The sequence below is a fragment of the Erwinia sp. E602 genome (genome assembly GCF_018141005.1).
GTDB lineage: Bacteria > Pseudomonadota > Gammaproteobacteria > Enterobacterales > Enterobacteriaceae > Erwinia.
In genome coordinates, this window is the sequence record NZ_CP046582.1 from 2,042,421 (window position 1) to 2,063,983 (window position 21,563).

General features: G+C 61.8%; 19 protein-coding genes. 16 read left to right on the plus strand and 3 right to left on the minus strand.

From position 1 onward, the window contains the following. The first annotated feature begins 3 nt into the window (after nt 1–3). On the plus strand, nt 4–915 hold the full coding sequence (gene cobA, locus GKQ23_RS10590; protein ID WP_212410915.1) for a uroporphyrinogen-III C-methyltransferase: 912 nt from the start codon (nt 4–6) through the stop codon (nt 913–915). A gap of 40 nt (nt 916–955) precedes the next feature. Here the strand turns inward: cobA and GKQ23_RS10595 are convergent, their stop codons facing one another. Next, entirely contained in the window at nt 956–1,747 is a 792-nt protein-coding gene (locus GKQ23_RS10595; protein ID WP_056234491.1) for a DeoR/GlpR family DNA-binding transcription regulator, read from the minus strand. 403 nt (nt 1,748–2,150) lie between these two features. Here GKQ23_RS10595 and GKQ23_RS10600 point away from each other — a divergent pair, with 403 nt between their 5' ends. The 7 genes from GKQ23_RS10600 (at nt 2,151) to GKQ23_RS10630 (ending at nt 9,714) form a co-directional block, all read left to right on the plus strand. Beyond that, a complete protein-coding gene (locus GKQ23_RS10600; RefSeq protein WP_212410917.1) occupies nt 2,151–2,948 on the plus strand; it encodes a GolD/DthD family dehydrogenase in 798 nt (265 codons plus the stop codon). 81 nt (nt 2,949–3,029) lie between these two features. Further along, nucleotides 3,030–3,965, plus strand: coding sequence for a D-ribose ABC transporter substrate-binding protein (locus GKQ23_RS10605; RefSeq protein ID WP_056234497.1), 936 nt, complete (start codon nt 3,030–3,032; stop codon nt 3,963–3,965). Between the two features lie 41 nt (nt 3,966–4,006). After that, nucleotides 4,007–4,618, plus strand: a complete 612-nt coding sequence (locus GKQ23_RS10610; protein WP_212410919.1) for a DUF2291 family protein — start codon at nt 4,007–4,009, stop codon at nt 4,616–4,618. Between the two features lie 10 nt (nt 4,619–4,628). Further along, on the plus strand, nt 4,629–6,179 hold the full coding sequence (locus GKQ23_RS10615; protein WP_056234503.1) for a sugar ABC transporter ATP-binding protein: 1,551 nt from the start codon (nt 4,629–4,631) through the stop codon (nt 6,177–6,179). Between the two features lie 20 nt (nt 6,180–6,199). Beyond that, the gene (locus GKQ23_RS10620; RefSeq protein ID WP_056234505.1) at nt 6,200–7,267 is read left to right on the plus strand and encodes an ABC transporter permease; all 1,068 of its coding nucleotides are present in this window, start codon (nt 6,200–6,202) and stop codon (nt 7,265–7,267) included. Continuing rightward, the gene (locus tag GKQ23_RS10625) at nt 7,260–8,759 is read left to right on the plus strand and encodes an FGGY family carbohydrate kinase (protein WP_212410922.1); all 1,500 of its coding nucleotides are present in this window, start codon (nt 7,260–7,262) and stop codon (nt 8,757–8,759) included. The genes GKQ23_RS10620 and GKQ23_RS10625 overlap by 8 nt, the downstream gene beginning before the upstream one ends. A 157-nt stretch (nt 8,760–8,916) precedes the next feature. Then, a complete protein-coding gene (locus tag GKQ23_RS10630; protein ID WP_056234652.1) occupies nt 8,917–9,714 on the plus strand; it encodes a glucose 1-dehydrogenase in 798 nt (265 codons plus the stop codon). Here the strand turns inward: GKQ23_RS10630 and GKQ23_RS10635 are convergent. After that, nucleotides 9,711–10,259, minus strand: a complete 549-nt coding sequence (locus tag GKQ23_RS10635) for a YbhB/YbcL family Raf kinase inhibitor-like protein (RefSeq protein ID WP_056234511.1) — start codon at nt 10,257–10,259, stop codon at nt 9,711–9,713. The genes GKQ23_RS10630 and GKQ23_RS10635 overlap by 4 nt on opposite strands. 371 nt (nt 10,260–10,630) lie before the next feature. On the opposite strand from GKQ23_RS10635, the gene GKQ23_RS10640 reads away from it, so the two are divergent. Continuing rightward, the gene (locus GKQ23_RS10640) at nt 10,631–12,163 is read left to right on the plus strand and encodes a YchO/YchP family invasin (protein WP_249168504.1); all 1,533 of its coding nucleotides are present in this window, start codon (nt 10,631–10,633) and stop codon (nt 12,161–12,163) included. A 149-nt stretch (nt 12,164–12,312) separates the two neighbouring features. Then, on the plus strand, nt 12,313–13,218 hold the full coding sequence (locus GKQ23_RS10645) for a bestrophin family protein (RefSeq protein WP_056234515.1): 906 nt from the start codon (nt 12,313–12,315) through the stop codon (nt 13,216–13,218). An 81-nt stretch (nt 13,219–13,299) separates the two neighbouring features. Here GKQ23_RS10645 and GKQ23_RS10650 read toward each other — a convergent pair whose 3' ends face one another. Further along, nucleotides 13,300–14,367: a porin gene (locus GKQ23_RS10650; RefSeq protein ID WP_101506166.1), complete on the minus strand. Its 1,068-nt coding sequence runs from the start codon at nt 14,365–14,367 to the stop codon at nt 13,300–13,302. 469 nt (nt 14,368–14,836) lie between these two features. Here GKQ23_RS10650 and GKQ23_RS10655 point away from each other — a divergent pair, with 469 nt between their 5' ends. The 6 genes from GKQ23_RS10655 (at nt 14,837) to astE (ending at nt 21,546) form a co-directional block, all read left to right on the plus strand. Then, nucleotides 14,837–15,130 carry a hypothetical protein gene (locus tag GKQ23_RS10655; RefSeq protein WP_212410924.1) on the plus strand — a complete coding sequence of 98 codons (294 nt, stop codon included), beginning with the start codon at nt 14,837–14,839 and terminating at the stop codon, nt 15,128–15,130. A 314-nt stretch (nt 15,131–15,444) separates the two neighbouring features. Further along, the gene (locus GKQ23_RS10660) at nt 15,445–16,665 is read left to right on the plus strand and encodes a bifunctional succinylornithine transaminase/acetylornithine transaminase (protein WP_056234522.1); all 1,221 of its coding nucleotides are present in this window, start codon (nt 15,445–15,447) and stop codon (nt 16,663–16,665) included. Further along, a complete protein-coding gene (gene astA / locus GKQ23_RS10665; RefSeq protein WP_101506168.1) occupies nt 16,662–17,696 on the plus strand; it encodes an arginine N-succinyltransferase in 1,035 nt (344 codons plus the stop codon). The genes GKQ23_RS10660 and astA overlap by 4 nt, the downstream gene beginning before the upstream one ends. Further along, nucleotides 17,693–19,162 carry a succinylglutamate-semialdehyde dehydrogenase gene (gene astD / locus GKQ23_RS10670; protein ID WP_212410926.1) on the plus strand — a complete coding sequence of 490 codons (1,470 nt, stop codon included), beginning with the start codon at nt 17,693–17,695 and terminating at the stop codon, nt 19,160–19,162. The genes astA and astD overlap by 4 nt, the downstream gene beginning before the upstream one ends. Then, nucleotides 19,159–20,487, plus strand: coding sequence for an N-succinylarginine dihydrolase (gene astB, locus GKQ23_RS10675; RefSeq protein WP_212410928.1), 1,329 nt, complete (start codon nt 19,159–19,161; stop codon nt 20,485–20,487). The genes astD and astB overlap by 4 nt, the downstream gene beginning before the upstream one ends. A gap of 66 nt (nt 20,488–20,553) precedes the next feature. Continuing rightward, complete coding sequence (gene astE / locus GKQ23_RS10680) at nt 20,554–21,546, plus strand: succinylglutamate desuccinylase (protein WP_212410930.1); 993 nt, start codon at nt 20,554–20,556, stop codon at nt 21,544–21,546. Nucleotides 21,547–21,563 lie beyond the last annotated feature (17 nt).

The window sequence follows — 21,563 nt, forward strand, 5'->3', positions numbered from 1 at the left end:
ACCATGACGCTGAATATTGCCGGCATTGAAACGCTGCTGGCGCGCGCGAAAGCCAGCGCCGACCGCGCTAACGGTTCGGGAAGCGATAACGCTGACGGCAGCGGGGATAACGGCGAGTCTAACGGCGGCGAAAACGTCCCCGGCAGCGTCTGGCTGGTGGGGGCCGGGCCGGGGGCCTCCGATCTGCTGACGGTGCGGGCGCTGCGGCTGATCGAACAGGCGCAGGTGGTGGTTTATGACCGGCTGGTCAGCGCCGGGGTGATGGCGCTGATCCCACCTGAGGCGCTGTGCATCGACGTGGGTAAAACGCCGGGCTTTCACGCCATGAGCCAGCAGCAGATCAACCAGCTGCTGGTCGACCTGGCCCGCGCCGGCCAGCAGGTGCTGCGGCTGAAGGGCGGCGACCCCTTTGTGTTCGGCCGCGGCGGCGAGGAGATGCAGTGGCTGCAGCAGGCGGGGATCGCCTGCCATATCGTGCCGGGGATCACCGCCGCCACCGGCTGCGCGGCGGCCAGCGGCATTCCGCTGACCCACCGCGGGCTGGCGCAGTCGGTGCGCTTTATCACCGGCCACCACAGCAGCGGCAAGCCAGAGCACGACTGGCGCAGCCTGCGCGATGCGCAGCAGACGCTGGTGTTCTATATGGGGCTGACCTGGTGCGCGGAGCTGAGCGCACAGCTGATCGCCCACGGCCGCGACGCCGCCACCCCGGTGGCGATCGTTGAACGCGGCACCCGCGCCGATCAGCGCGTGATCGTCACCCGGCTGGACAGGCTGGCTGCCACGGTAGCGGAGCAGCAGCCGCAGTCGCCGGGGCTGCTGATTATTGGTGACGTGGTGGGGTTATACACGGCGGCGCAGGCCGCGATGCATCATGCGGAGTCGGCGCCGTGCGCAGAACGGGCAGGAGGATAACGGGCAGGAGGATAACGGGTGCTGACCCGGCGGCCGCACCTCAGGCGGCCACCAGCACCTTCACGCCTAACGCCTCAAACGCCGCCACCGACTGCTGAGAGATGCCGCTGTCGGTGATCAGGTACTGGATTTTGTTCCAGTCGCAGGGCAGCGCAAACATCGACACCTTGTCAATTTTGCTGGAGTCGGCCACCACGTAAACCGTGTTGGCCGAGTTGATCATCGCGTTTTTCACCTTGATATCGGTTTCGCTGGGGAAACTGAGGCCGAGGCGCGGTGAGATGCAGGCGGTGGCAAGAAACAGCTTCTCGGCCAGCACGTTTTCAAAGAAACCGGCCGCCTTCTCACCGGAGGTGGAGAGCGTCGGAAATTTGAAGGTGCCGCCGGTCAGCAGGATATTAATGCCCGGTTCGCCGCCCAGCTTAAGGGCAATATTCACCGCGTTGGTCACCACCGACAGGCGGCGGATATGGTTCATATGGTTGGCGATGGCGGTGGTAGTGGTACCGCTATCGAAAATCACCGTGTCACCGTTTTCGATCTGCTGCGCCGCCAGCTGACCGATGGCGTCCTTGGCTTCCATATGCGTCTGCCGCTCCAGCAGCAGCGCGCCGGTGTTCTGCTTGCCGGTCATCAGCGTGGCCCCGCCGTGATAGCGCTGCACGTACCCCTCTTTCTGCAGCACGCGCAGGTCGGTGCGGATGGTGGCTTCGGTCAGATTAAACGCTTCGGTCAGCGCCTTCACCGTCACCGTGCCGTCCTCACGGATCATCTCAAGAATCTTTTCACGCCGCTGCAGCATATCAGCCAATTGTTCATTTTTGCTTTTCAAGTGAAACACTCCGTTTGCCTGATTACCGCCAAACCTGCATGCCAGTCAACCCCTTGCGCTGGATATTACCCGCCGACTAAGGCAAATGCGAGGGCTGCCATAAAAGGTTTTTCATTTTCGAACGAAAGTCATTTTTTGGCACATGCTTGATTTATATCAGATTTGTCTGACAAGTCAGCAGCGTGCACAGCGGTACTAAACAAAAAAACCAGACTTTACAGGTATTTAACGTTTTCGTTTGTTTTTGTTTGAAACATGATCTTCTCCACATTCTGTCGACAAACGATAGCGTATATTTTTATTCGAAAATCAATGGTCGCTACTGAACCCGCAAGAAGTCAGCTTTTCGGCCTGCGAACCCCTTCAGAACACCTGACCGTCACCGCTTAAGGAGCAACGGCACATGAGTAACGAATACGACGTAAACCTGCGTCACGGCGTGGATATCAATACTGACCTCAGCGGCAAGGTTGCCGTGGTGACCGGCGGGCTGGGCGGCATTGCCATGGCCAGCAACGAGATGCTGCTGGCGAAAGGCGCCAGCCTGGCGCTGCTCTACCCGGCCTTTGAGCAGGGCAAAGTCGCCGACGTTGCCAGCCAGTTTGACGCCGACCGCGTGCAGTTCGTCCAGTGCGACGTCACCGACCCGGATTCCGTCGAGCAGGCGATTGTCCAGGTGGAAGCGCACTACGGCCACATCGATATTCTGGTCAACTGCGCCGGCTACGTGATGCTGCAGCCGGTACTGGAAACCGACTTCGCCGAGTGGCAGAAGCAGGTGGCGGTGAACCTGACCGGGCCGTTCCTCACCTCGCAGGCGGTGGGCAAACGCATGGTTAAGGCCGGCCGCGGCGGCAAAATTATCAATATCGCCTCGCAGGCGGCGTCGATCGCCATCGACAACCACGTGGCCTATACCTCGGCCAAAGCGGGCCTGCTGGGCATGACCAAAGTGATGGCGAAAGAGTTCGCGCCGCACAAAATTAACGTGAATACCCTGTCACCGACCGTGGTGCTGACGCCGATGGGCGAGAAGGCCTGGCGCGGTGAGAAGGGCGAAGCGATGAAGAAGCTGATCCCGATGGGGCGTTTTGCCTACACCGATGAGATTGCCGCCGCGGTGCTGTTCTTTGCCGGCAACGGCAGCGACATGATCACCGGTGCGGATCTGATGATCGACGGTGGCTTTACCATCTGGTAATCGCCGCCCGCCACACCAGTGAAACCGCAGTACCCAAGAAACGCTGTACCTACACATAACAATTATAGCGAGAACGTCACCATGAAAATGCGTTTAACCCTGTTAGCCCTGGCTACCGCCTGCTCCTTCTCCCACGCGGTCAGCGCGGCGGAAAAAGGCACCATCATGATCCTGGTTAACTCCCTGGATAACCCGTACTACGCCTCTGAAGCCAAAGGGGCCAACCTGAAGGCGCAGGAGCTGGGCTACAAAACGTCGGTGCTGTCCCACGGTGAAGACGTGAAGAAGCAGAGCGAACTGATCGACGCCGCCATCGGTAAAAAAGTGCAGGGCATCATTCTGGACAACGCCGACTCCACCGCCAGCGTGGCGGCGATCCAGAAGGCCAAAGACGCCGGGATCCCGGTGGTGCTGATCAACCGCGAAATCCCGGTGGATGACGTGGCGCTGGAGCAGATAACCCACAACAACTTCCAGGCAGGTTCTGACGTCGCCAACGTGTTCGTTGAGAAGATGGGCGAGAAGGGCAAATACGCCGAACTGGCCTGTAACCTTGCCGACAACAACTGCGTGACCCGCTCTAAATCCTTCCACCAGGTGCTGGATCAGTACCCGGACATGCAGAGCGTGGCGAAGCAGGATGCCAAAGGCACCCTGATCGACGGCAAGCGCATCATGGACAGCATCCTGCAGGCGCACCCGGACGTGAAGGGCGTGATCTGCGGTAACGGCCCGGTTGCGCTGGGTGCGATCGCCGCGCTGAAGGCCGCCGGCCGCAGCGATGTGATCGTGGTGGGCATCGACGGCAGCAACGACGAGCGTGACGCGGTGAAAGCCGGCACCCTGAAGTCAACGGTGATGCTGCAGGCGCAGGCGATTGCCGCGCAGGGCGTGACCGACCTGGATAACTTCATTCAGAAAGGCGTGAAGCCGGAGAAACAGCGCGTGATGTTCCGCGGCATTCTGATCAACCAGGAGAATGCTGACAAGGTCCAGGACTTCAACTTCAAATCCTGATGTTAACGCTGCGCCCCGCAAGGGGCGCAAAGGAGCGAATTATGTCCAGGCGTGTCTGGCTGGCAGTAGCCACTTTAGCCCTCGGGGGCTGCCGTATTGTGTCGCAGCAGGAGCTTCAGGATCTGAAAAATCCACCGAATCCCGCGCTGGCCAATGTAACCACCACCTATCAGCAGAAAATTGTGCCGCAGATCCTCAGCGAGGCGAAGCCGCTGGCTGAGCTGATGAGTGCCCTTAAGGGTGCAAAAGATTTTGACGCCGCCTGTAAGCAGTCCGGCTACCGCAGCCAGGAAGAGAACCCGTGCGTGTTCACGGTGAAGGTGCTGGGCACCGTTACCGCGGTGAATACCACCTCACGCAGCGGCAAAATGACCGTCAGAGACGCCAGCGGCCTTGAGGTTGCGGTGCAGATCGGGCCGACCATCCGCGGTACCGCGCTGCGCGACGCCTATAAGGGCGTGAGCTATCAGGACTTTAACGACCAGGTGCTGTTTGGCGACTATGGCAAGGCGATCAACACCCTCGCGTCCGATGAGATTAAAAAGCTGCAGCCGAAAGTCGGCGACAGCGTTGAAGTCGACGGCGTATTCAGCAGCTGGGACGTGCCGCAAACCCCGGCGGACATTACCCCCGCACGCGTAGTTCGTCAGTGAGGAGCTGGGAATGGCAGAACATCTGACCGCAGGCGAGCCGGCCGCTGACGCGCAGCCGGACGTGATTATTGAAACCCGCGACGTTTCCCGCATCTACCCCGGCGTGACCGCGCTGGACCAGGTGAACTACCGCGTTTACCGCAACAAGGTCAACGTGCTGATCGGCGAGAACGGTGCCGGTAAGTCAACGATGATGAAAATGCTGGCCGGGGTGGAAGTGCCGTCCTCCGGTCAGATCCTGCTCGACGGTGAGCCGGTATCGCTGCACTCGACGATGGCGGCGGAGAAGCACGGCATCAGCATCATCTTTCAGGAACTGAACCTGTTCCCGAACATGAACGTGATGGACAACATCTTTATCGGTAATGAGTTTTTCCAGCGCGGCCGGATTAATGAAAAATACCAGTACCAGCTGGCGAAATCGCTGCTGGAACGGCTGGAGCTGGATGTGGATCCTTACGCGCCGCTCGGGGAACTGGGCATCGGCCACCAGCAGCTGGTGGAGATTGCGCGTGCGTTGTCGAAAGACACCCGGGTACTGATTATGGATGAACCGACCTCGGCGCTCAGCCAGTCGGAAGTGAAAGTGCTGTTTAACGTCATCGAGGCGCTGAAGCGCCGCGGCGTCACCATTATCTACATCTCCCACCGGCTGGAAGAGCTGATGGAGATCGGCGATCACATCACCATCTTCCGCGACGGCCGCTTTATCAGCGAACGCGAGGTGCGTGACGCCAGCGTGCCGTGGATCATCGCCCAGATGGTCGGCGACAAGAAGAAACAGTTTGATTACGCCCCGGCGCCGCAGGGCGAGGTGGTGCTGGAGGTCAGCGGCATGACCGCGCTGCGCCAGGACGGCGGCTATAAGCTTAATGAGGTGGGCTTCAGCCTGCGCAAAGGCGAAGTGGTCGGCATTTACGGCCTGCTGGGCGCCGGGCGCACCGAGCTGTTTAAGGGGCTGATCGGGCTGATGCCGTGCCAGAACGGCAGGGTGACGCTGAACGGCGAATCCCTTGAGCGGCGCGACTTTGCGTACCGCCTGAAAAAAGGCATCGCGCTGGTGCCGGAGGACCGTAAGGGCGAAGGCATTATCAGCCTGATGTCGATCAAAACCAATATGACGCTGAGCGACCTCAGCCTGCGCGGCTTCCGCCGGGCGCTGGGCCTGCTGCGCCCTAAGCAGGAGGAACAGCAGGTTGGCGGGATGATCCAGCGGCTGGCGATCAAGGTCAGCGACAGCGAACTGCCGATCACCTCGCTGAGCGGCGGCAACCAGCAGAAGGTGGTGCTGGGCAAGGCGCTGATGACCGGGCCGGAGGTGGTGCTGCTGGATGAACCGACGCGCGGCATCGACGTGGGCGCGAAAACCGACGTCTATCAGCTGATTGGCCGTATGGCGCATGAAGGGCTGGCGGTGATGTTCTCCTCCTCCGAACTGGACGAGGTGATGGCGCTGGCCGACCGCATTCTGGTGATGGCCGACGGCCGTATCGCCGCCGATTTAACCCGTGCCGAAGCGACCCGGGAACGGTTAATCACCGCATCAACACCGCAAGAATAAGCTGGCTTGAGGATAATAAAATGAATCAGAAATACCTGCTGTACATGTACCTGCTGAAGGCCAGAACCTTTATTGCGCTGCTGATCGTGGTTGGTTTCTTCAGCATTATGGTGCCGAACTTTTTAACCCCGTCTAACCTGCTGATCATGACCCAGCACGTGGCGATCACCGGGCTGCTGGCGATTGGCATGACGCTGGTGATCCTCACCGGCGGCATTGACCTGTCGGTGGGCGCGGTGGCGGGCATCTGTGGCATGGTCGCCGGGGCGCTGCTGACCAGCGGCGTGCCGATCTGGGGCGGCCAGACGCTGTTTCTCAACGTGCCGGAAGTGATCCTCTGTGTGGCGCTGTTTGGCGTGGTGCTGGGGCTGATTAACGGCACGGTGATTACCCGCCTCGGCGTCGCCCCCTTTATCTGTACGCTGGGCATGATGTACGTGGCGCGCGGCGCGGCGCTGCTGTTTAACGACGGCAGCACCTACGCCAACCTGGTCGGTACGCCGCAGCTGGGCAACACCGGCTTTGCGCTGCTCGGCAGCGGGTCGTTCCTCGGCGTCTACTTCCCGATCTGGCTGATGGTCGGCCTGCTGCTGGTCGGCCTGTATATCACCCGTAAAACCCCGCTCGGCCGCTACATTTACGCCGCCGGCGGCAACGAGTCCGCCGCCCGTCTGGCCGGCGTGCCGGTGATTAAGGTCAAAGTGTTTGTCTACGCCTTCTCCGGGCTGTGCGCCGCGCTGGTCGGGCTGGTGGTGGCCTCGCAGCTGCAGACCGCCCACCCGATGACCGGCAACATGTTTGAGATGGACGCCATCGGCGCTACCGTACTCGGCGGCACCGCGCTGGCCGGCGGCCGTGGCCGCGTCTCCGGTTCAATTATCGGTGCCTTCGTGATCGTGTTCCTCGCCGACGGCATGGTGATGATGGGCGTCAGCGACTTCTGGCAGATGGTGATTAAAGGGCTGGTGATCGTCACCGCCGTGGTTATCGACCAGTTCCAGCAGAAGCTGCAGAGCAAGGTGGTGCTGATGCGTCGTCATGAGAAAAAACTGGCGGCGACGCCGGGTACTGAGGTGAGCCATGGCTAAGGATCTGATTATTGCCCTGGATGAGGGCACCAGCAACGTTAAGGCGGTGGCCATCGACGCGCGGGGGCAGGTGGTGAGCAAAGCATCCCGCCCGCTGTCCGTCGCCACGCCGCAGGCGGGCTGGGTGGAGCAGGACGGCATGACGCTGCTCAACGGTTCGCTGACCGTGCTGCGCGAGGTGATTGCCCAGGTCGGCGCGGAGCGGGTGGCCGCGCTGGCCGTCAGCAACCAGCGGGAAACCGCGATGGGCTGGGATCGCGCCAGCGGCCAGCCGATCGCGCCGGCGATGACCTGGCAGTGTTCACGCTCGGCGGCCTTCTGCGAGCAGCTGCGTCACGATCATCAGGACGCGCGCATTCGTGAAATCACCGGCCTGCCGGTTGCGCCGCTGTTCTCCGGTTCCAAAATGCGCTGGCTGCTGGATAACACCCCGGACGGCGCGGCGCGGGCGGCGCGCGGCGAGATCTGCCTCGGCACCATCGACAGCTGGCTGCTGTGGCACCTGACCGGCGGGCGCGAGTTCCGCTGCGACACCTCCAACGCCGCCCGTACCCAGCTGCTGAACCTGCACACCGCCGACTGGGACGCGGAGATGCTGGCGCTGTTCGGCATCCCACGCGCGGCGCTGCCGCAAATCTGCCCGTCGGCCAGCCACTTCGGCGTGACGGCCGGGCTGCAGGGCATCCCGGATGATATTCCGGTGCTGGCGATGGTCGGCGATTCGCACGCGGCGCTGTACGGCCACGGGCTGGGCGCGCCGGGCGGCGTAAAAGCCACCTACGGCACCGGTTCGTCGGTGATGGCCCCGCTGCCCACCGCCGATACCAGCATTACCTCGCTGGCCACCACCGTGGCCTGGCATGACGGCGAGCGGGTGGTTTACGGCCTTGAGGGCAATATTCCGCACACCGGCGACGGCGTGGCGTGGATGGCGCAGGCCGCCGGGCTGACCGACGGCAAGGGCCAGGTGCTGGCCAGCGCGCTGAACGAACTGCCGGGCAGCATTGAGTCGACGCTTGGCGTCTATTTTGTCCCGGCGCTGACCGGCACCGGCGCGCCCTGGTGGGATGACCAGGCGCGCGGGGTGATCTGCGGCCTGAGCCGTGGCGTGACCCCGGCGCACCTGATCCGCGCGGCGCTGGAGGCGATCGCCTACCAGATTGCCGACGTGATCGAGGCGATGCGTCAGCATCCGGGCTTCCATCTCGACCAGCTGATGGTCGACGGCGGACCGACGCAGAACGCCTGGCTGATGCAGTTTCAGGCCGACCTGCTCGGCTGCCCGGTGGCGCGCAGCACCACGCCGGAGCTCTCCGCGCTGGGTGCCGGCCTGCTGGCACGCCGCCAGCTGGACGGGCTCAGCGATGAACAGCTGACCGCGCTGATGCCGCAGCATGACCTGTGGCAGCCCGACCCGGTCCGCCACCAGCAGCTGCAGCAGAGCTGGAAGGGCTGGCGTGAGGCGGTACAGCGCACGCTGTGGCAGCCGTAAGCGGCGGGTGCGCCCCGTCTGAGCCAAAAACGGACCGAGTGGGTAACTGAGCGTCGGGCAGGCATGCCGCGCCTGACGCTGAGCCAGTCTGAGTGGTTAATTTACTGCCGGGCGGCAGCCTCGCCGCCCTGAACGCTTTTGAATACAGGAAACGCAGATGAAACGAGATTTCAGTGGTAAAACCGTGGTGATCACCGGCGCCTGCCGCGGCATCGGTGCCGGTATCGCCGAGCGCTTCGCCCGCGACGGCGCCAACCTGGTGATGGTCTCCAACGCCGAACGCGTGCTGGAAACCGCAGAGCAGCTGCGCGGCATCGCCAGCGGCGAGATCCTCGCGCTGCAGGTGGACGTCACCGATGAAGCCCAGGTGCAGTCGCTCTATCAGCAGGCGGCGGAGCGCTTCGGCACCATCGACGTTTCGATCCAGAACGCCGGGGTGATCACCATCGACACCTTCGACAAAATGCCAAAGGCCGACTTCGACAAAATTCTGGCGGTCAACACCACCGGCGTCTGGCTCTGCTGCCGCGAGGCGGCGAAGTATATGGTGAAGCAGCGGTCCGGCAGCCTGATCAACACCTCTTCCGGCCAGGGGCGTCAGGGCTTTATCTACACCCCGCACTATGCGGCCAGTAAGATGGGGGTGATCGGCATTACCCAGAGCCTGTCGCAGGAGCTGGCGCCGTGGAACATCACGGTGAACGCCTTCTGTCCGGGGATTATCGAGAGCGAGATGTGGGACTACAACGATCGCGTGTGGGGTGAGATCCTCAGCAGCGAGACGAAAAAATATGGCAAGGGCGAGCTGATGGCCGAGTGGGTGCAGGGCATTCCGCTGAAGCGCGCCGGCCAGCCCGGCGACGTGGCCGGACTGGTGGCGTTTCTGGCCTCCGACGACGCCCGTTATATTACCGGGCAGACGATTAACGTCGACGGCGGCCTGATAATGTCTTAATCGTTGCCGTAGCGGCCAACGATCCCCGCGCCGCCCAGCGCGTGCCCCTTCAGCTCCGCCAGCAGCTGTTCCCGCGTTAAGCCCGCTTTCAGGGCGTCGGGCGGCAGGTCGCTGGCGATCAGCGTAAACACGTAGTGGTGCGCGCCGCTGCCGGCCGGCGGGCAGGGGCCGTGATAGTGGTTATTGCCGGGGCTGTTTTTGCCGCCGGTAAAGCCTTTACCCTCAGTCAAATCCCCCTGGGCAAAGCCGCTGGCGCTGGCCGGAATGTTATAGGCCACCAGATGCGACACGCCCAGACCCTTCGCGCCTTCCGGATCGAACACCAGCAGCGCCAGGCTTTTACTGCCGGCGGGCAGGTTCTGCCAGCTCAGCGCCGGTGAAACGTTCTCCCCGGTACAGCTCGGGTTGCCTTTGGTGGCTCCGGCAAATTTTTTATCCAGCAGCGCGTTATCGTTAAAATCCGGCGAGCTGAGGGTAAACACCCCCTGCGCACCGGCGCTAAGGCTGGCGAGGAGCAGGGCACTGCACAACAACGTCTTCTTCATCCAGAATTCTCCTTATTAAACGGTGACAACTCAGTGTGGTTCAGCATAGCAGGTACGTCTATGTGTTGCGCCGTACTGACAGGCGCCTGAAGGCGCGGAGCACGTCGTGCTGTTATCAGGTGACGTCGTTGCCGTTCGCGATATTGCCGGGGCAATAGGTGCGCGCTTTGCGCCGGTACTGACGTGTGCCCTGAACGCGTTTTGCTGTGGCCGCCTGGTGTACGCTCTGCATCGTTTCTGTTGGTGTTAAGTTGATTAAGCCCGCGCGGTTCGTCGGGCGGAGGATCCTGTGCTAAGGTTATTAGATAATTTTCGTGATACAGCGCACGGTTTTCTGTGCAGCACCGTTCGCTACATTAGTCGCTGAGGATATGCAGAAAGTTTTTCGCCGTTCGATCCCAACACAACTCTTGCTGGTCACGCTGCTACCGTTGCGTAGCGCTGATGCCTTCGATGCCGCCAGCCAGTCTTCCGCTTTTCCGCTTACCGAATCCGCTCACCGTTCAGCAGATGCATCGTTATCCGGTGATGCCGCCCGTGAAATGAGTGCCACCTTAGCGGATGTCAGCCCTGTCCGTGACGCACCCTTCGCCGATCCTGCCCGTTTCAGCGCGATGCAGCAACGGCTGCCGCAGCTGGGCGGCGTTGAGACGGAGAATGCGCTGGCCACCCGCGTTGCCGAGGCGGCAAAAAGCATTGGCGAAGCCAGTATGAACAGCGATAACGATCACTCGCTGCGCGAGCAGGCCGGCATCTGGGCGTTTAACCAGCTGCGTGACGTTGCCAGTGAACGGGCCGCCAGCGAGGGCGAGCAGCTGCTGTCGCCGTTTGGCCAGGCCAGCGTGGCGCTGGCGGTCGATCAGCGCGGCAACTTTGACGGCAGCTCGGCGCAGCTGTTTACCCCGTTCCACGATAATTACCGCTACCTGACCTTCAGCCAGCTGGGGGTGGAAGAGGGGGAGTACGGCGCGGTCGGCAACGCCGGGCTGGGGCAGCGCTGGATGCTCGGCCACTGGCGGCTGGGCTATAACGCCTTTATCGACCAGCTGCTGAGCACGCCGCAGCGGCGCGGCTCGCTGGGGGCGGAGGCGTGGGGTGAATACCTGCGCCTGTCGGCCAACTACTATCAGCCGCTCGGCGGCTGGCGCAGCACCAGCGTTCAGACGCAGCAGCGCATGGCGCGCGGATACGACATCACCACCCGCGGCTATCTGCCGTTCTACCGCCAGCTGGGCGCGTCGCTGCGTTACGAGCAGTATCTGGGCAATCAGGTCGATCTGTTTCACAGCGGCAACCTGCGCAGCAATCCGACGGCGGTGACGCTGGGGATCAACTACACCCCGGTACCGCTGTTCACCCTCAGCGCCAGCCATAAAGAGGGCGAAGGCGGCGAGTCGCAGGATCAGCTGGCGCTGAAGATGAACTACCGCATCGGCGTGCCGCTGCGCCGGCAGCTCAGCGCCGACAACGTTGCCGCCGCCCAGTCGCTGAGCGGCAGCCGCTATGATACGGTGACGCGTAACAACACGCCGGTGATGGCGTTTCGCCAGCGTAAGACGCTGTCGGTGTTTCTCGCCACGCCGCCGTGGCAGGTGCAGCCCGGCGAGACCCTGCCGCTGCGGCTTCAGATCCGCCACAGCAACAGCATTAAAGCGGTGAGCTGGCAGGGTGATACCCAGGCGCTGAGCCTGACGCCCCCCGCAGATAACCGCAACCCGCAGGGCTGGAGCGTGATTATCCCGCCGTGGGATGCCACCCCAGGGGCCAGCAATACGTATCATCTGTCGGTGACGCTGGAAGACAGCCGGCAGCAGCGGGTGACCTCAAACTGGATCACCCTGACGCTGCCCACGCCGGTTACCGAATCCTGGCACCCGGAACAGTACGATTTGATGGCTCCCTGAGGCGGGATGGGGCTTGCGCCATTACGCCTGCCAGCGATTTTCGTCAAGAGGCCGCCCGCAAATATACGTGATCAAAGTCACAATAAATTCCTTTCCAGCCGCAGGGTTTTTCTGCACAATCTGCGAAAAATACTACTCACCTGCAAAACATGATCATTCGTCCGCACCGCCACTGGTTTGTTCGTTTGTTTGCCTGGCACGGCTCCGTGCTGCCCGGGATCTGGTTCCGCCTGACCCTGAACTTAATGATGTCGTTAATCGCCATCTACTGCCTTGACTGGTACGAAACGCTGGGCATCAAGCTGACGCTGTCGCCGTTCAGCCTGCTGGGGGTGTCGATCGCCATCTTCCTCGGCTTTCGTAACAGCGTCTGCTATGCGCGCTTTGTTGAAGCACGCATGTTCTGGGGGAATCTGCTGATCGCCTGCCGGACCCTGTCGCGCATGGCGCTGGCTATCTCGCCGGCGGACGCGCCGCGGGTCAACGCGCTGCTGCTGGCGTTCTGCTACAGCCTCAAGCACCAGCTGCGCCGCACCGACGCCCGCGCCGATCTGCAGCGCTACCTGGGGGACGAGGCGGACGAGGTGCTGCAGCGCCGCTCGCCGACCAACTTTATTGAGCTGCAGCTCTCCAGCTGGCTGGCGCAGCAGCGGCGCAACGGCAATATCTCTGATATCGTTTACGCGCATATGGACAGCAATATCAATCAGCTGTCGCAGGTGCTGGGCGGCTGTGAGCGGCTGGCGAGCATGCCGATTCCGTTCGCCTACGGCCTGCTGCTGCACCGCACGGTGTACCTGTTCTGCACGCTGCTGCCGTTTGCGCTGGTGCCGGACCTGCACTATATGACGCCGCTGGTGTCGGTGTTTATCGCCTATACCTTCCTGTCGCTCGACACGCTGGCGGAAGAGCTGGAGATGCCGTTCGGGCTGGAGAATAACCACCTGCCGCTGAACGCCATGTGCGTGAATATTGAGATCAACCTGCGCGAAATGAGCCTCGAGAGCGATCTGCCCGAGCCGATGGTGCCGGACCGCTGCTACCGTCTGACCTGATCGCCGCTACAAACGCAGCAGGGGGCGGATCGCTCCGCCCTCTGCTTATATTCAGCACGGTTTCCCGCCAGCGTTAGTCGATCAGAACTGGTAGTTCAGACCTACGCCGCTCACGTCGTCGGTTTTCAGCGCCAGCGCGTTGTTGTCTTTCAACAGGTTAAACTTGTACTCCGCATAGGCGTTGAAGTTTTTGTTGAAGTAGTAGTAGGCGCCCAGCGAAGCGTACTTAACGATATCCGCGTCACCAATCCCTTCGATATCCTTACCTTTCGACGTCACGTAGGCCAGTGACGGGCGGAAGCCGTTGAGGAACTGGTACTGCGCCACCGCTTCAAAGTTCACCGCTTTGTTGGCGAAGCCGCCGCCGATCGGGGTGGCGTTGTGGGTGTTGCCGTAGATGGTGGCGACGTACACCTGGTTGGCATCATATTTCACGCCGGTCGCCCAGTGCTCGGCGCGGTCGCCGTCGCCACGCGGGGCGGCGTTCTGCACGGCAAGGCGCTTAATGCTGGCGTAGCTGGCCACTGCGCCGAGGCCGAAATCGCTGGTATAGCTGGCGGTCAGGGCGAAGCCGTCGCCGTTTGAGCGGCGTACCGCGTCGGTGCCGGTGCGCTCATTTTTGCCTTCGTACTGCAGGCCGAAGTTCAGGCCATCGACCAGGCCGAAGAAGTCCTTATTGCGGTACGTCGCCACGCCGGTAGAGCGCGATGACAGGAACACGTCGCTGAAGCCGGAGTCACCGCCGAATTTCGGCAGCACGTCGGTGAAGGCGAGGGTGTCATACACCAGGCCATAGTTGCGGCCGTAGTCGAATGAACCGAATTTGCCGAACTTCAGGCCGGCGAAGCCCAGACGGGTCTTGTCGCCGCTCAGCGCGTCGCTGCCTTCAGATTTGTTCAGCTGGAAGTTGTACTGCCACTGGCCGTAACCGGTCAGATACTGATTGATCTGGGTCTCACCTTTGAAACCAAAACGCGCGTAAGAAACGTCGCCGTCGTTGCTGGCATCGTCGGAGAACAGATGGCCGACGTTAATCTTGCCGTTGAGATCCAGCTTGTTACCGTCCTTGTTATAAATTTCGCTGGCCTGGGCGGCGGTAGACGCCAGAAGAACCGGCAACAGCACTGCTAATAAAGAACGCTTCATCATTACGGTATCCTGTTTTCGAATTTATAATTTTTTTGCATTTAGTGCGGTTATGAAAATGACATAAATAAGTGTTTCATAAAAACTCAATACTTGTAACAAAATGTATATTTCTGGTTTTTACGGTTTTCAGCCTGTGTGAAATGAAACTAACGCTTATTCATAAAAGTGAAATGTTTAGTCTGAATTGCACTTAGCGGGCGAGGTTTTTTTATAAATTGTGTTTATGAACATGGTGTTATAAAATACTCTAGCTGGATTAAATATGAGGTTTTCCAATACCAATCTAAGCGTGCTAATTAATTTTGCATGTTTTTTGAGCGTAGATTGTTTTTTTGTTTTCTAAATAACAATTATTTGTAAGGTTTCTCAGTCATACAAAATGTGTATGTGTAAATAGGTAATTTGTATTATTAAATTGCGCAAATAAAAACCAGTTGCGCCGGTGGTAGTCAATGGCAGGCAAAATGCTGTGCCGCAGAGTTCACTTTTCAGGCACTCTGCTTCTGCTTCTGCTTCTGCTTCTGCTTCTGCTTCTGCTTCTGCTTCTGCTTCTGCTTCTGCTTCTGCTTCTGCTTCTGCTTCTGCTTCTGCTTCTGCTTCTGCTTCGTTCCTGTTCCTGTTCCTGTTCCTGTTCCTGTTCCTGTTCCTGTTCCTGTTCCTGTTCCTGTTCCCGTTCGCCTGGCCAGGCCAGGCCGGACGATGGAGCCACGCTGAGGGGGGATTGCACCAGAGCGGTGCTATACGCCCGTTTCAGGTGCGTTAACTGCCTCTTTTTAAAACCGAAATGTTTTCGCGATCACAGAAATACGATTTTTTTTCCGGCTGCATAATTCCGCTTTTTTTGGGCCTGACAATCGCAGGGATATGCTTGTTTATGCACTTTATATGCATTCAGTGTGAATAGTGGCTTGCTGTAAGTTATTGATATTCTGTTGTTACGATAGGTTTATGCATTTTATTTGCTGGCTGGCACGCCGCGTGCAGATTAGAGTGAAGGCGTGATGAATCATTCCAGTAACACTTTTTAAACTTTAATTTCACCCGGCGCCGCCGGATGACGCGATAAAAGAGGCCAGCATGCAACCTTCAGTCAGCCGTGAGAACTTTGATCAATGGATTGTCCCAACCTATGCCCCGGCCAGCTTTATCCCGGTCAGAGCAGAAGGATCGACGCTGTGGGATCAGCAGGGGCGCTCTTATATTGATTTTGCCGGCGGTATCGCCGTTAACGCGCTGGGCCACGCCCACCCGGAGCTGCAGCAGGCGCTGCAGCAGCAGGCGGCGCTGCTGTGGCACACCGGCAACGGCTACACCAATGAACCGATCCTGCGGCTGGCAAAGCAGCTGATTGACGCCACCTTCGCCGATCGCGCGTTTTTCTGTAACTCCGGCGCGGAAGCCAACGAAGCGGCGCTGAAACTGGCGCGCAAGGTGGCGCTGGATAACGGCAACCCGCAGAAAAACGGTATTGTGGCGTTTAACAACGCCTTCCACGGCCGCACGCTGTTTACCGTCTCTGCCGGCGGCCAGCCCGCCTATTCAAAAGACTTTGCGCCGCTGCCCGGCGGCATTCAGCACGCGGCCTTTAACGACCTGGCGTCGGCGGCGGCGCTGATCGATGACAGCACCTGCGCGGTGATCGTAGAACCGATCCAGGGCGAAGGCGGCGTGCTGCCTGCCGAGCCGGCGTTCCTGCGCGGCCTGCGCGAGCTGTGTGATAAACACCAGGCGCTGCTGATTTTCGACGAGGTGCAGAGCGGGGTTGGCCGCACCGGTTCGCTGTACGCCTATATGCACTATGGCGTGACGCCGGACGTGCTGACCACCGCCAAAGCGCTCGGCGGCGGCTTCCCGATCGGTGCGATGCTGACCACGGAAACGCTGGCCGCGCACCTGAACGTCGGCAGCCACGGCACCACCTACGGCGGTAATCCGCTGGCCGGTGCGGTGGGCGGCAAAGTGATGGAGCTGATCAACCGCCCGGACGTGCTGGCCGGCGTAACCGAGCGCCATCAATGGTTTGTTGAGGGGCTGGAGGCGATCAACCAGCGGCTGAAGCTGTTCAGCGAAGTGCGCGGGCTGGGCCTGCTGATCGGCTGCGTGCTGAATCAGGACTACAGCGGCAAGGCTAAACTGTTTAACCAGGCCGCGGCGCGGGAAGGGCTGATGGTGCTGATCGCCGGCGCCAGCGTGGTGCGCTTCGCGCCGTCGCTGATTATCAGCCGCGACGAGGTGGACGAGGGGCTGGCCCGTTTTGAACGCGCCTGTCGCGCGGTGATTGAAGGAGCCGGCGTATGATGTTTATTCGTCCCGTTGAACGAGACGATCTGTCACAGCTGATGAACCTCGCCGGTAAGACCGGCGGGGGATTAACCTCGCTGCCCGCAGACAGCGCCACGCTCGCCGCCCGCATCGAACGATCGCTGCTTACCTGGCAGGGCAAGCTGCCGCGCGCCGAGCAGGGCTACGTATTTGTGCTGGCCGACGGCGAAACCGGCCTGGCGGTGGGCATCTGCGCCATTGAGGTGGCGGTGGGGCTGCAGGACCCGTGGTACAACTTTCGCGTCGGTACCCAGGTTCACGCATCGAAGGAGCTTAACGTCTACAACCGCCTGCCGACGCTGTCGCTGTGTAACGATCACACCGGCAGCAGCGAGCTCTGTACGCTGTTTCTCGACCCCGACTACCGTAACGGTAAAAACGGCTACCTGCTGTCGAAGTCGCGTTTTCTGTTTATCGCCGCGTTTCGCGAGCGCTTTATGCAGAAGGTGGTGGCCGAGATGCGCGGCGTCAGCGATGAACACGGCCACTCGCCGTTCTGGGACAGCGTCGGCAGCCGCTTCTTTTCTATGTCATTCACCGATGCCGACTACCTGAGCGGTACCGGCCAGAAGGCGTTTATCGCCGAACTGATGCCGAAGCACCCGCTGTATATCGATTATCTGTCACCGGAAGCCCAGGCGGTGATCGGCCAGGTTCATCCGCAAACCGCACCGGCGCGGACGGTACTGGAAGCGGAAGGCTTCAGCTTCCAGCACTACGTCGATATTTTCGACGGTGGCCCGACGCTGGAGTGCGATATCGACCGCATTCGTGCGGTGCGCAAAAGCCGTGAGCTGAGCGTTAACGTGACGGCGTCACAGAACGGCGACCTGCCGCTGTGCCTGGTGGCGAATCAGGACTATCAGCACTTCCGTGTAATGCTGCTGCCCGCCGACCCGCTGGCCAGCGAGATTGACGTGACCGCCGCACAGGCGGAAATTTTAGGCTGCCGGCCGGGCGATCGCCTGCGGGTAGTGACACTTTGTCGTGAGGAGAAACAGGCATGACGCACTGTATTAATGGCCAGTGGCTGGCCGGCAGCGGGGAGCACTTCAGCAAGACCAGTCCGGTTGGCGGTGAGGTGCTGTGGACGGGGAACGCCGCCTCGGCCGGTCAGGTCGCCAGCGCCGCTCAGGCCGCGCGCGGCGCCTTCTCCGCCTGGGCGCGGCGACCCTTTGCCGAGCGCCAGGCGATCGCCGAAGCGTTTGCCCGGCTGCTGGACGGGGCCAAAACCGAGCTCAGCGAAACGATCTCCCGCGAGACCGGCAAACCGCGCTGGGAAACCCTGACCGAAGTGCAGGCGATGATTAATAAGGTGGCGATTTCGCTGCGTGCCTGGCACGCCCGCACCGGTGAACACGCCGAAGGCGAAAGCTCGCTGCGCCACCGCCCGCACGGCGTGATGGCGGTGTTCGGGCCGTATAACTTCCCCGGCCACCTGCCAAACGGCCATATCGTACCGGCGCTGCTGGCGGGCAATACCATCGTGTTTAAGCCAAGCGAGCTGACGCCGCTGACCGCTGAGAAGACGGTGCAGCTGTGGCTGCAGGCCGGACTGCCGGCCGGGGTGCTTAACCTGGTGCAGGGCGGGCGTGACACCGGCCAGGCGCTGGCGCAGGACGCGCAGATCGACGGCGTGCTGTTTACCGGCAGCGCCGCCACCGGCTATCAGCTGCATCGCCAGTTCGCCGGTCAGCCGGAGAAGATGCTGGCGCTGGAAATGGGCGGTAATAACCCGCTGATCGTTGACGATCCGGCGGATATCGACGCGGCGGTGCATATCGCCATCCAGTCGGCGTTTATCAGCGCCGGACAGCGCTGCACCTGCGCCCGGCGCATGCTGGTGAAACGCGGGGCGGCGGGGGATGCGTTTCTCGCCCGGCTGGTGGAGGTGGCGGCGAACATCCGCACCGGCGGCTGGAACGACGAGCCGCAGCCGTTTATGGGCAGCGTGATTTCGCTGCAGGCGGCGGAGAAGGTGTATGCCGAGTGGCAGTCCCGGATTGCGGCCGGCGGCAGGGTGCTGCTGGAGATGCGCTGGCCGCAGCGCGATAACGCCATCCTCACGCCGGGGATTGTTGATATTACCGGCGTGGCCGGCCTGCCGGACGAAGAGGTGTTTGGCCCGCTGCTGGCGGTGATCCGCTATGACGATTTTGACAGCGCCATCCGCATCGCCAACGATACCCGCTACGGCCTCTCCAGCGGCCTGATTTCACCGGACCGCGAGAAGTTTGACCAGCTGCTGATCGAAGCCCGCGCCGGGATCGTCAACTGGAACAAACCGCTGACCGGTGCCGCCAGCAGCGCGCCGTTTGGCGGCGTGGGTGCCTCCGGCAACCACCGCGCCAGCGCCTGGTACGCCGCTGACTACTGCGCCTGGCCGATGGCCTCGATGGAGTCCGCCGGGTTATCCCTGCCCGCCAGCCTGTCGCCGGGCCTCGATTTTAGCGCTAAAGGAGAGACGCCATGAGCGCCCGTGAAGTCAATTTTGACGGTTTACCCGGTCTGACCCACCACTACGCCGGGCTGTCGTTTGGCAACGAGGCATCGGTGCGCTCTCAGCATCAGGTCTCTAACCCGAAACTGGCGGCGCTGCAGGGGCTGATGAAGATGAAGGCGCTGGCCGATCTCGGCTTTGCCCAGGGGGTGATCCCCCCGCACGAGCGGCCGAACGTTGAGGCGCTGCGCCAGATAGGCTTTAGCGGCAGCGATGCCGGGGTGGTGGCGGGGGCGGCGAAACAGGCACCACAGCTGCTCTCTGCCGTCAGTTCCGCCTCATCGATGTGGGTCGCTAATGCCGCCACGGTATCGCCGTCCGCCGACAGCGCCGACGGCCGCGTGCACCTGACGGTGGCCAACCTGAACAACAAATTCCACCGGGCAATTGAAGCGCCGACCACCGCCGCGCTGCTGCGGGCGATATTCCGCGATCGCGACCACTTTACCGTGCACGACGCGCTGCCGCAGGTGGCGATGTTCGGCGATGAAGGTGCCGCCAACCATAACCGCTTCAGTAACGGCTACGCTGAGCCTGGCGTGCAGCTGTTTGTTTACGGCCGTGAAGAGGCCAGCCCGGCGCTGGCACCCACCCGTTACCCGGCGCGGCAGACGCGCGAGGCCAGCGAGGCGGTGGCCCGCCTGCACCAGCTGGACCCGGCGCGGACGGTGTTTGCGCAGCAGAATCCGCAGGTGATCGACCAGGGCGTGTTTCATAACGACGTGATCGCGGTCAGCAACCAGCAGGCGCTGTTCTGCCACCAGCAGGCGTTTGTTAACCAGCCGCAGCTGCTGGCCGAACTGGCGGAGAAGCTGCCGGGCTTCCAGCCGATTGAGGTGCCGGCCGACCGCGTCAGCGTTGCCGACGCGGTGTCGACCTACCTGTTTAACAGCCAGCTGCTCAGCAAGGCCGACGGCAAAATGCTGCTGGTGCTGCCGGAAGAGGCGCGCCGTCACCCGGGCGTCTGGGCTTACCTGAGCGAGCTGGCGGCCAGCGGCGGAGTGATTGACGAGCTGAAGGTGTTCGACCTGCGCGAAAGCATGTGCAACGGCGGCGGCCCGGCCTGCCTGCGCCTGCGGGTGGCGCTGACCGCGCAGCAGCAGGCGGCGGTCAACCCGGCGGTAATGATGAACGATGCGCTGTTCGCCACCCTGAACGGCTGGGTGGAGCGTCACTACCGCGACCGTCTTACCCAGGCCGATCTCGCCGACCCGCAGCTGCTGCTGGAAGGGCGCACGGCGCTGGATGAGCTGACAAAACTGCTCGACTTGGGCAACGTTTACCGTTTCCAGCAGTAACAGGGCGGTGCAGGGCGGGCGTGCGCCGCGCTCTGCACCGGTCGCAGACGCACTTAAGGAGTACCGATGAAGGATTTTCTTGCCCTGACGCTGGCGGGTGTTGGCCCTGATAACGCCGCCGGACAGCAGGACAGCTTCAGCTGGCGCTGGCTGGACGACGGGATAGTGGAGCTGACCCCGCTGCAGCCGGCAACGATGTCGCTGGTGCTGTCAACCGGCGTCCACGGCAATGAGACCGCGCCGGTGGAGATTGTCGATCGGTTGCTTAACCGCCTGCTGAGCGGCGAACGGCCGCTGGCGGTGCGGCTGCTGGTGATTTACGGCAACCCGCACGCGCTGCGGCAAAACAGGCGCTATCTTGATGTCGATATGAACCGGCTGTTCGGCGGCCGCTGGCAGAAGGTGGCCGACTGCACCGAGGCGCGGCGTGCGCTGCGCCTTGAGCAGGCGGTTGAACAGTTCTGGCAGGCGGGTGAGTCAGCCGGGACGCGCTGGCACCTGGATATGCATACCGCCATTCGCGGGTCTTTGCACCCGCGTTTTGGCGTGATGCCGCAGCGCGTTGGCCCCTGGCCTGCGGATTTTCTGCGCTGGCTCGCCGCCGCCGGGCTGGAGGCGCTGGTGTTCCACCGCGCGCCGGGTGGCACTTTTACCCACTTCACCGGTGAACATTTTCAGGCGGCCAGCTGTACGCTGGAGCTGGGTAAGGCGCTGCCGTTTGGTGCCAACGACCTGGCGCAGTTCAACGCCGCGGACGCCGCGCTGAGCGCGCTGCTGTCGGGTGAAGCCTGGCCGCTGGCGGAGGCCACGCCGGTACGCTATCGCGTGGTGCAGCAGATCACCCGGGCGTCAGAGGCGTTTACCCTGCATATGGGACCGGAGACGCTGAACTTTACCGCCTTCGGACAGGGTACGCTGCTGGCCGAAGCGGGAGAGCAGCGCTGGGTGGTGGAGCAGCCGCGTGAGAGGGTGCTGTTCCCTAATCCGGCGGTAGCCATCGGCCAGCGGGCCGGGCTGATGCTGGTGGAGGAGAGTGATTATCCGCCGGACCCGCTTTAGCCGGTGCGGTTAGCCAG